The 11292-nt window shown below is 43.7% G+C and carries 9 protein-coding genes and 1 other annotated feature; of the genes, 2 read left to right on the top strand and 7 right to left on the bottom strand.

Going from position 1 to position 11292, the window contains the following annotated elements; all coding sequences use genetic code 11:
* Position 1 precedes the first annotated feature (1 nt).
* Together leuS and NYE56_RS15155 are read right to left on the bottom strand one after the other, a co-directional pair.
* Positions 2-2416, bottom strand: coding sequence for a leucine--tRNA ligase (leuS, locus tag NYE56_RS15150; protein ID WP_341284043.1), 2415 nt, complete (start codon positions 2414-2416; stop codon positions 2-4).
* A 109-nt stretch (positions 2417-2525) separates the two neighbouring features.
* Positions 2526-2740, bottom strand: a binding site (T-box leader).
* 102 nt (positions 2741-2842) lie between these two features.
* Entirely contained in the window at positions 2843-3178 is a 336-nt protein-coding gene (locus NYE56_RS15155; RefSeq protein ID WP_003246114.1) for a DUF4257 domain-containing protein, read from the bottom strand.
* 404 nt (positions 3179-3582) lie between these two features.
* On the opposite strand from NYE56_RS15155, the gene NYE56_RS15160 reads away from it, so the two are divergent.
* A complete protein-coding gene (locus tag NYE56_RS15160; protein WP_268555635.1) occupies positions 3583-4368 on the top strand; it encodes a blue-light photoreceptor in 786 nt (261 codons plus the stop codon).
* 237 nt (positions 4369-4605) lie between these two features.
* Here NYE56_RS15160 and NYE56_RS15165 read toward each other — a convergent pair whose 3' ends face one another.
* Positions 4606-5799 carry an MDR family MFS transporter gene (locus NYE56_RS15165; RefSeq protein ID WP_341284044.1) on the bottom strand — a complete coding sequence of 398 codons (1194 nt, stop codon included), beginning with the start codon at positions 5797-5799 and terminating at the stop codon, positions 4606-4608.
* 188 nt (positions 5800-5987) lie between these two features.
* Between NYE56_RS15165 and NYE56_RS15170 the strand changes: the two genes are divergently transcribed.
* On the top strand, positions 5988-6734 hold the full coding sequence (locus NYE56_RS15170; RefSeq protein ID WP_341284045.1) for an LMBR1 domain-containing protein: 747 nt from the start codon (positions 5988-5990) through the stop codon (positions 6732-6734).
* A 36-nt stretch (positions 6735-6770) separates the two neighbouring features.
* On the opposite strand, the gene bceB is transcribed toward NYE56_RS15170, so the two are convergent.
* The 4 genes from bceB to bceR form a co-directional block, all read right to left on the bottom strand.
* Complete coding sequence (gene bceB / locus NYE56_RS15175; RefSeq protein WP_341284046.1) at positions 6771-8711, bottom strand: bacitracin ABC transporter permease BceB; 1941 nt, start codon at positions 8709-8711, stop codon at positions 6771-6773.
* Positions 8701-9462 (bottom strand): bacitracin ABC transporter ATP-binding protein BceA, encoded by a 762-nt coding sequence (gene bceA, locus NYE56_RS15180; RefSeq protein ID WP_103803281.1) that lies wholly within the window; start codon positions 9460-9462, stop codon positions 8701-8703. The genes bceB and bceA overlap by 11 nt, the downstream gene beginning before the upstream one ends.
* 101 nt (positions 9463-9563) lie before the next feature.
* Entirely contained in the window at positions 9564-10568 is a 1005-nt protein-coding gene (gene bceS, locus NYE56_RS15185) for a two-component sensor histidine kinase BceS (protein WP_341284047.1), read from the bottom strand.
* Complete coding sequence (bceR, locus tag NYE56_RS15190; protein ID WP_015483587.1) at positions 10561-11256, bottom strand: two-component response regulator BceR; 696 nt, start codon at positions 11254-11256, stop codon at positions 10561-10563. Before bceR ends, bceS begins: the two co-directional genes overlap by 8 nt.
* Positions 11257-11292: the final 36 nt, after the last annotated feature.

Below are 11292 nucleotides of genomic sequence, written 5' to 3' on the forward strand. Positions count from 1 at the left end.
CTTAGTTTGCCACAATATTGACAAGCTTCCCAGGCACCGCGATGATTTTCCGAATCGTTTTGCCTTCAAGCTGCTCTTTGACCTTTTCATCTGCTTGAGCAAGCTGTTCCAGCTGTTCTTTCGTTGCATCGGCAGGAACCTGTAATTTCGCTTTTACTTTTCCGTTCAGCTGAATAACGATTTCAACTTCATCATCCACAAGTTTTGTTTCATCATATACAGGCCAAGCTTCGTAGGCAATTGTGCCGGAATGGCCAAGCTTCTCCCAAAGCTCTTCCGCTAAGTGTGGCGCGATAGGAGAAAGAAGCTTCACGAAGCCTTCCATATATTCTTTCGGCAGTTCTGATGCTTTATAAGCTTCATTAATAAAGACCATCAGCTGGGAAATACCCGTGTTGAAACGAAGGCCTTCATAATGGTCTGTGACTTTCATGACCGTTTCATGGTAGACGCGCTCCAATGTTTCACCCGCGCCTTCAACGATTTTGCCATTAAGCTCACCGCTGTCTTCAATAAACAGGCGCCATACACGGTCAAGGAAACGGCGCGCACCATCTAATCCTGATTCAGACCAGGCGATTGAAGCATCAAGAGGTCCCATGAACATTTCGTACAATCTCAGCGTATCAGCGCCGTGAGAGGACACGATTTCGTCAGGGTTGACAACGTTCCCTTTAGATTTACTCATTTTTTCGTTATTTTCGCCGAGAATCATTCCTTGGTTGTACAGCTTTTGGAACGGTTCTTTCGTCGGCACTACGCCGATATCATAAAGGAACTTATGCCAGAAGCGGGCATACAGAAGGTGAAGCACGGCATGCTCTGCACCGCCGATATACATATCGACCGGAAGCCATTTTTCCAATTTTTCTGGTGATGCCAGCTGATCCAGATTGTGCGGATCAATATAGCGCAAGAAATACCAGCAGCTTCCCGCCCATTGCGGCATTGTATTCGTTTCTCTTCTTCCTTTTTTCCCTGTCTCAGGGTCTGTGACTTCCACCCACTCTTTAATGTTCGCAAGCGGTGATTCGCCCGTTCCGCTCGGTTTGATTTCATCCGTTTTCGGCAAAATCAGCGGCAGCTCCTCTTCAGGGACAGCTGTTGACGTTCCGTCTTCCCAATGAATGACCGGAATCGGCTCGCCCCAATAACGCTGGCGGCTGAAGAGCCAGTCACGAAGACGGTACGTCACTTTCTTCTCACCGTTTTTCGTTTCTTCCAGCCAAGCGATCACTTTCTCAATCGCTTCCTGTTTGTGAAGGCCGTTCAGGAAATCAGAGTTCACGTGCTCGCCGTCGCCAGTATAAGCTGCTTCCTCAACGTTCCCGCCTTTTACGACTTCCTTCACCGGAAGGCCGAATGTTTTGGCGAATTCAAAATCACGCTCGTCGTGGCCTGGAACTGCCATGACAGCACCTGTTCCGTATGATGCAAGAACATAATCTGCAATCCAAATCGGCAGTTTTTCTCCGTTTACAGGATTGATCGCATACGCTCCTGTGAATACGCCTGTCTTTGTTTTCGCAAGATCTGTGCGTTCTAGGTCACTCTTTGATTGAATTTCTTTGATATAAGCTTCAACAGCTTCTTTTTGCTCAGCCGTTGTGATGTTTTCCACCAATGCGTGTTCCGGGGCAAGTACAGTGTATGTAGCGCCAAACAGCGTATCTGGTCTTGTTGTAAACACCGTAAAGGATTCATCATGTCCATCTATAGCAAAATGAACGTGAGCGCCTTCCGAACGGCCGATCCAGTTGCGCTGCATATCTTTAATGCTTTCCGGCCAATCAAGCTCTTCCAAGTCCTCAAGGAGCCTGTCCGCATAAGCGGTGATTTTCAGCATCCACTGCTTCATTGGGCGTCTCTCTACCGGATGGCCGCCGCGTTCGCTCTTGCCGTCAATGACTTCTTCGTTGGCAAGAACAGTACCGAGCGCAGGGCACCAGTTTACAGGCACTTCATCAACGTAAGCAAGGCCTTTTTCGTATAGCTTTAAGAAAATCCATTGCGTCCATTTATAGTATTCAGGGTCAGTCGTATTGATTTCGCGATCCCAGTCATATGAGAAGCCAAGCGCTTGAATTTGGCGGCGGAAGTTATCGATATTCTGCTTCGTAAACACAGCGGGGTCGTTCCCTGTGTCAAGCGCGTATTGTTCAGCTGGCAGGCCGAATGCGTCCCAGCCCATTGGATGAAGGACATCATAGCCCTGCATGCGCTTCATGCGGGACAGAATATCCGTAGCTGTGTATCCTTCAGGATGGCCGACGTGCAACCCAGCTCCAGACGGATAAGGGAACATGTCCAGCGCGTAAAATTTTTGTTTTTCATTATTATCAAGAGTGGCAAAAGTTTTGTTTTCAAGCCAATATGTTTGCCATTTCTTTTCTATCTCTTTGTGCTGAAAACTCAAAGTAAAAACCTCCTTCTGATTGAATACGGCGTGTATGGTTCAAGTATTGACGGGAAGGAGAGGATTATATTCAGAATATTCCCAAACTAAAAAAAACTCCCTCATCCCAAAAAGGGACGAGAGACTTTCGTTTTCCCGCGGTACCACCCTCGTTAGCGCGGCATACGCCGCACTCACTTGATACTTTTAACGCAGTTATGCGTCAGCGGCTTTTCACCGCTGCAACTCTGAGGTGAGTTCGGAAACAAACTTGATTGACTTTCACCAGCCGTCAACTCTCTGCAACAATATCTGTTTCTTACTGCTCCTCTTCATTGTTCTTATCGCAACCGTAATCTAACTGTATTTTATAGAATTCTGTTCATAAGTGCAAGCAGGTTTGTATACAATGGGAATGTACCCTGAACGGGCGAAGATTGAGGACAATTATTCGGGTGGAGTTTTGGTTTGACGTTTGGACTCGGCCGGTTCGCCGCCGCTGTTCAGTTCTCTCACAAAGTCAAAACTTCTGAGAACAGCTTCACCGCCGTAGCCTGAGATAATGGATAAGATGACAAGTTGAATTCCTGAATCGGGGTCAGCGGATAATACAAGTAAAATGGAAGCTGTCATTCCGATAAACCAATCTTCCAAAAATCCAAGGTAGATAAACCGCTTCGTCATTCTGGGCTTCTCCAGCCTGCCTCTCTTTTTCACATGACCGAGAATCCCCATGATTCCTCCAATTACACAAGCAATAAGTACCTGATGCAGCATCTTCATCATCACCTTCCTAAAGCCCTTATTTCGTAAAGCGACTTCAGGCCATCCAGCCCCCTTAAACGATTCCGATGATTTTCGATATCTACATACCGGCAAATCTGTAAAAAGCTTGTTTCTTCCATTATATGTGAACACATGATCGGTAAGCTTGATGCATTGGATTCATTTTTCACCCAGTGACATTTACCTAGTCACCTATTTAGCATGTAGAAAACCTTTCCGTTCATATGTTCATATTCTGTTCTTATTTTTAGTGTATACGAGGACAAGCCCTAATGACAAACAACAAACTGCACTTGCTTGAATCAGAACATGTGTTGTGCTACGGTTACTGTAGAATTCATTTTAAAAAAGGGGAATATCAGGCTTTCGCATAGCAAGCTGACGGCCTAAGGGGGATTTATATGGCTAGTTTTCAATCATTTGGGATACCAGGACAGCTGGAAGTCATCAAAAAAGCGCTTGATCACGTGCGAGTCGGTGTGGTAATTACAGATCCCGCACTTGAAGATAATCCTATTGTCTATGTAAATCAAGGCTTTGTTCAAATGACCGGCTACGAAACCGAGGAAATTTTAGGAAAGAACTGCCGCTTCTTACAGGGAAAACACACAGATCCTGCAGAAGTGGACAACATCAGAACCGCTTTACAAAATAAAGAACCGGTCACCGTTCAGATCCAAAACTACAAAAAAGACGGAACGATGTTCTGGAATGAATTAAATATTGATCCAATGGAAATAGAGGATAAAACGTATTTTGTCGGAATTCAGAAAGACATCACCAAGCAAAAAGAGTATGAAAAGCTTCTCGAGGATTCCCTCACGGAAATTACTGCACTTTCAACTCCTATTGTCCCGATTCGCAATGGCATTTCAGCTCTTCCGCTAGTCGGAAATCTGACAGAGGAGCGATTTAATTCCATTGTTTGCACATTGACGAATATCTTATCAACATCCAAAGATGATTATTTGATCATTGATTTATCCGGATTGGCCCAAGTGAACGAACAAACGGCCGACCAAATTTTCAAGCTGAGCCATTTGCTGAAATTGACCGGAACTGAGTTAATCATTACCGGCATTAAGCCTGAATTGGCCATGAAAATGAATAAACTAGATGCCAATTTTTCGTCGCTGAAAACATATTCAAATGTAAAGGATGCCGTTAAAGTGCTTCCGGTTATGTAAAAAGATCCCGCTCATCCGGCGGGATCTTTCAGATTGTTGACAAAATCCTAAAATGGTTTTCATTTTAGGATTTTGTCATCTTTTCAGCGTGATTGAAAACCCTTGAAGTCTAGGAAGGACGAGCATAGGAGCGGAGCGAATGTTCTAATTCGTGAGCACCGAAGCGCAGGCCTGACAACGAATGCGAGGGTTTGTCGACACGCTGAAAGATCCCGCTCACCCAGCGGGATCTTTTATTTATGAAGAGATTGATGCCTGCTTATTTGTTTCTTTAGCTGATTTTAGCCGTTTGTCATATAGAAGCGTTGTGGCAATACTGATCAGCAGCAATACCAACAGAGATAAAACAAGGGCCTTAATGCCGTAATGATCGACAAGCACTCCTCCGAACAGGGGACCAATCATTCTGCCGCCTGTCGCCGCACTGTTGACAAAGCCTTGATAAAAGCCTTCTTTCCCTTTAGGGGCAAGCTGATTGGCAATTGTCGGCACAGCAGGCCAAACAAGCATTTCTCCGATCGTCAGGATCACCATCGCAGCGAGAAACATCGGAAATTGCTTTGCAGTCAGCAGCATGCTGAAAGACACAATAAAAATGATAAAGCCGATGACCATTTGCGCTTTTAGCGACTCGGCCCATTTTTTCACCACAAAACCGACAAGCGGCTGGCCAAGCACAATGAGAATTCCGTTAACCGTCCACAGCACGCTGTATAAGGAAAGAGATATTCCAATGCTTTGTGTGTACGAAGCAATTGTGGTGGACCATTGAGAATAAGCCAGCCATCCGAGTACATAGCCTCCGCTTAAAATGATGAGCGCGGCAAATTTTGCTTTGCTGTTCACAGCATCATAATCAAGCACGGATGTTTGGGATGCATCGCCCGTCTGAATATTTCGAAATCCGAAATATACAATAAAGAAAAAGACCAGATACAGCGCGGCATTCGCCAAAAATACATATGAAAACGAGAAAGATGCCACGACACCGCCAAGCGCTGAACCGACGGCCACACCCGCGTTTTGCGCGACATATATCGCATTAAATGCCTTCCTCCCCCCTTCAGGCCATACTGATCCCGCCATTGCGTAGCTGGCCGGAAAAACAACACCGGAGCCAAAGCCCACAATCGTCAGCAGCACAATATAGGCTGGCCAATCATGAAAAAAGACAAGACCCATCAGGCTTGCTAACGTAATGGCTATCCCAAGCATAATCGATTTAAAACCGCCGATTTTATCAAACAAAAAACCTCCGCATAAATTACCAGCCACACTGGCGCCGGAATTCAGCATCAGGACAAGTCCGGCTACTGTTAACGACTTTCCTAAATGATTATGGATATAAATCGTATTCAGCGGCCATAAAAAAGAAGCACCCGTCACATTGATAAACATTCCAATGACTAAAATTTTAAGAGCACGCGGCATACTCATCCCCCTTTCTTACCTAAAAAAGCTCATGAAAAAAACGAAACCTAAAACGGCTCCGTACGAATCCAGTTATCATAGCACATTCATTCTATCTGTCTCTCTCACAGTTTTCAACTGATGAGCGTGAAAAAATCTAACAAATATTGTTTGAAAAATGTAAAATAAATAGAAAAAGGGGTCATATTATGGAAATGGTATTAGCATTCTTAGGTTTTCTGGCATGTCTCATTTCACTGGGCTATGGATTATATCACCTTGTCAGATATGTACTGAAAAAGGAAAAACGTTTCTCCAAGAGACTTTTTTGGCCGCTTTTCATTGGAGGCCTTGTGCTGCTCTTTACCGGGGCAGCATTGGCAGAACCTGACACTTCCGCAGCAAATGCCGAGAAAGAATATTCAGCGCTAAACGCCGAATATAAAAACCTCACAAAAGAGCATGAAGAACTTGAGAAAGAATATAAATCTATCAGCTCTGAAGCAAAGAAATTAAAAGACAACAAAGAAGATCAAGACAAGCTTGAGAAGCTTAAAAACGAAAATAGCGATCTAAAAAAGACTCAGAAATCATTAAAAGCTGAGATTAAAGAGCTTCAAGAAAATCAAAAGCAGCTCAAAGAAGATGCAAAAACAGCAAAGGCTGAAAACGAAACACTCCGACAAGATAAAACAAAGCTTGAAAATCAATTAAAAGAGACGGAAAGACAAACCGCCAGTTCTCATGTAGACACTGGAAGTTCTTCAAGCAATACGAGTGAAAGTGATGAAACCAAAACAGCTGACAAAGCAGAAGGCTGTAATATCAAAGGAAGCAAAAACGGCATCTACCACACGCCAGGCAGTACATACTACGACCGGACAACCGATCCGGCTGAAATGTTTTGCTCAGTTGAAGAAGCTGAAGCCGCCGGTTATCGGGCGCCAAAACGATAAACAAAAAGCTCCAGAATGTCTGGAGCTTTTTCTATTTCACAACGACGATTTAATGACCTTCTTATAATAAAGAACTGACAGAAAACCAAAAATGGAGTAGAGCGCAGTATATAACACCATCACCATAATCATAGGCGCCCATACCTCTGATCCGAATAAGAACCAGCCGGATTGGACGGCAAAGTAACTGTGGAAGAGGCCGACAACGAGCGGAATGCCGAAGTTGTACATTTGTTTGATGCGTATCCCCTTTATCAAGTCGCCCTGCGTAAAACCGAGTTTTCTTAAAATCGTATAGCTCGGTTTTTCATCTTCACTTTCACCCATTTGTTTAAAATAAAGGATACAACCTGATGTAATCAGGAACGTTAACCCTAAGAAGCCGACGATGAACATCACCATACCAAACAGTGATTTTTGCGCAGCGCTTGTATCCAGTCTTGATAAATGCTCGTTTTTCTTGTTCACCTGTTGAAAAAGCTCATTTGCTTTTTCCATTTGATCGTCATGTTTCACATTGACGCCGATAAAGGTAGATTGCGCCAGCTGAATGCGGGGGTCCTTATCCTTGTTCAGCTGTTTAAACAGGCTGTCATCCACAATGACAGCGGGCATGCCCCCGCTTGTAAACGTGTAGGATACAAGAAACTCTTCTCTTAATCCTTTATATTTTAATGGCTGCGTCTCATGTTTGCTTTTTATTTTAATAACACCAGAGTCCTTGAAAACCATTATTTTTTGCAGCAAGTCGGTGTATCCTGAGAAAACGGCTTCTCCAGCCGCCACATCGACTCCTTTTACATCTTTGTCGCTAACAACAGCAAGCTGCATATTGCTGGGATCGCCCTGCATCTCTTTCGGAGTTCCATCCATAATATTTGCAATGTCAACATTTGCTTGCAGGACAGGTGTTGCCTTTTTTACAAACGAGATGTTGCTTTCCCTCAATCTGTTTTCAAATAACGTGGCATCTTTCTCATTCATGAATGAAAAATCAGCCGCTACATTTTGTTCAGCGGTCTTTTCTGACGAGTAATACGAGATGTAAGCAAGAGATAACAGCCCGATGGCGAGCGCTGAAACGGTTGTAATAATCGTCAGCAGCAAGGCGTTCGATTTCATTCTGAACATGATCGATGACAGTGACAGGACCTCAGAAATATTTAAGTAGCCGCCCTTGCTTTTTCGAATGATATTCGAGATAAACGTAACTGATCCTTTATAAAACAAAAACGTCCCGATAATGACGCTCCCCAGAATGAAGCTCATCGCAACAAACAGTTCATTAATGGTCTTAAATTTTCCGCCAAACAGCTCAGAAGACACATAGTATCCTGTCAAAATCAACACGATGCCTAAAGCGCCGATTATCATTTGGAAAAATGATATTTTCTTTACTTTGTCTTCAGTGGAGGACGTTACTTTAAACAAAGATAAAATACTCTGTTTTTTGATAAACGTATAATTCATGATCATGATCAAAAGGTAAATGCCGCAGAACACAATGACCGTTTGGACCAAGGCCTGCTCAGAAAAATGCAGTTTCGCATCCGCTTTGACATCGACAATTTTGAACAGAATCATCAAGACAAGCTTCGATATCGAAAACCCGGCCGCTACCCCGATCGCTAATGAACCGAAATACAGCATGACATTTTCTGCACTTAAGATGCGAAAAATTTTATGCTTCGTCATTCCAATTAATTGAAACAGCCCAATTTCTTTACTCCGTCTCTTAATAAAAATCGTATTGGCATATAAAATGAAGATCGCCACTACAGCCACAAGCAAAATCGAAGCGGTTTTAATAGCCGCGGCTCCCTTGATTGAAGCCTTCACTTCGTTAATTGCTGGGTCATACTGCAGCGTGACAAAGGCGAAATAAAGCGCCACACTAAAGATGAGCGCAAACACATACAAATAGTAATTCCGGAGATTCTTTTTCAAATTTCGCAGGATGAGCTGATTAATGTTCATGCTGCACCCCGCCTAACACGCCTTGCGTTTTCATAATATCCTGGAAAAACGTTTGCCTGTCCTGGCCCCCTTTATTCAGCTGTGTATACATTTGCCCGTCCTTAATAAAAATGACTCTGCCGCAGTAGCTGGCCGCGACAGGATCATGGGTGACCATAATAATCGTGGCGTTGCGTTTTTGGTTGAGCTGGCTCAGCTTATTTAATAGATCAGAGGCCGATTTCGAATCAAGCGCGCCGGTCGGTTCATCAGCAAAAATAATGCTCGGGTCATGAATAAACGCTCTTCCGGCGGATGTTCTCTGCTTCTGGCCGCCGGAAATTTCATTCGGGTACTTATCCCGCAATTCATATATTCCCAGTTCCTTTGCAACTTCCTCAAACTTGCGATTGGCTTCCTTTTTTGATAGTTTCGTGATCGATAAAGGCAGAAGGATATTCTCTTTCACTGTCAATGTGTCTAACAAATTGTAATCCTGAAAGATAAAGCCTAAATGCTGTTTTCTAAATTCAGCCAGCTGCTTTTCCTTCATAGCCGTCATGTCATTTCCATTAATATGAATGGTTCCGTGACTGACCTGATCGATTGAGGACAGAACGTTGAGCAAAGTGGTTTTTCCCGACCCGGAAGCACCCATAATACTGACGAATTCGCCCTTTTCAATGTGAAGATCAATGCCCTTCAGCACTTCCTGTTTATTCAGCTTGTTTCCATAACTTTTTCGAATTTTATTCGCTTCTAAAATCACCATTTACGCAGTCTCCTTTATATTGGATAATCTCATTATAAAAAGGAATGCCGGGCTTTTCCTTCGATACGGCGAACAAAAAAGAAAAGCATGTGACATTTTCGTCACACGCTTATGACATGTTCAAATTGATTCCGTCTTGGAAAGGTTAATGTAAAAACTGTCCCCGCACCGAACTCCGACTCAACATCAATAAGGATCAATAACGGCGCCGCTGCTTTTTTTGCCAAGTACAGCCCCATGCCAGTTGACGCTTGATCATGGTGATCCGTTGTGGATGTAAACCCTTTATCAAAAATACGCGGTACATCTTTTGGATCAATGCCCCTGCCACAGTCTTTCACTTGGAGCTGCGTCTGTTCCCCTTTTTGAAAGCTTTTGATCTCGATTTCAGAGGCTGCGCTGTATTTCACCGCGTTTGTCAGCAGCTGCCTGATGATAAACGCCAGCCATTTTGCATCGCTCAGCACTTCTTTGGCCTCGAGCTGTATGTCAAAACCGATCCCTTTTTGGATACACCACGATTGTAAATCTTTGATTTCTTTAAAGATCAAAGGCTGAAGCTGAATGAATTCTACAGACAGATCGTTTTCAATAAATGATATCCGTTTTTGATGAAGCTGCTGATCAAGAAGCAGGTGAATACGCAGCCATTCATATGACAGCTGGGATTTCAGTGCTTTTTCTTCCATTCTATCAATGATTAAATGCATCGCTGTTAATGGGGTTTTGACCTCATGGATCCATGCCATCAGCTCATCTTTTTCATTTTCCAATGCTAAGCGATGCCGTGCTGCGGTCTGCTTCAAGTGTTCTGTTTGCCCGGCAATGCTTCTTTCAACCATTGCTTCAAACGGCGTTTCCGGTTCATTTATGGCTGTCACATCGAGATTGTTCTCCCATGTTTTCAAGCTTTTATAAAACGCTGTTTCTTTCCGATAGCGGAACCAAAGGAATATGATAAAAAACAAGATGCACAAATACACCATATAAAGTACATTCCCAAATGATATGGAAGGATCGACAAAAGCAATGAACAGCATCAAAGCCTGCTGCAACAAAAACGCTGCAATCCAGCTCCGCCTTTCGATAAGGAATGCTTTAATCATAGAACTTGTCCTCTTCCTTCGCGATGTAGCCCTGGCCCACCTTTGTCTCGATATATGCACCAAGCTGCAGGACGTCCAGTTTTTTTCGCAGGCGATTGACATTGACGGTCAGCGTATTATCACTAACAAAACGCTCATCGTTCCACAAGCTTCTGATCAGCTCTTCCCGGCTGACGATCTTGTTTTTTTGCTCTATTAATTGTTTTAGAATGAACATTTCATTTTTGGTCAGTTCAACAGATCCTTTGTCATTGCTGACGAGGTTCTGCTCCGCGTCTACAGCAGCGCCGCACCACGTTTTAATCGTATTCGGCTCCGTATTATAATGGTGCACACGCCGGAACATCGCTTGGATTTTCGCGATCAGCACATCAAAATGAAATGGCTTTTGAATAAAGTCATCTGCCCCGAGCTGCATGGACATCACCATATCAGCAGGATGATCCCGGGAGGATAAAAAGAGAATCGGAACATTTGACCGGGAGCGGATCAGCCGGCACCAATGAAAGCCGTCAAATTTAGGCAGCTGTACATCAATAATGACACAATCAGGATTAACTGCCGCAAATTCCTGCAGCACCTGACTGAAATCCTGAATGCCGTATACATCATAGGACCATCCCGTTAAACGATCCTTGATTTCATGAAACAGCGATTCATCATCTTCAATCAGCAAAAGTTTAAACAATCAACTCACCGCACTTTTTCCTTTTTTATCAAGTGT

Source organism: Bacillus sp. FSL R5-0603, assembly GCF_038050295.1.
Taxonomy (GTDB): domain Bacteria; phylum Bacillota; class Bacilli; order Bacillales; family Bacillaceae; genus Bacillus; species Bacillus subtilis.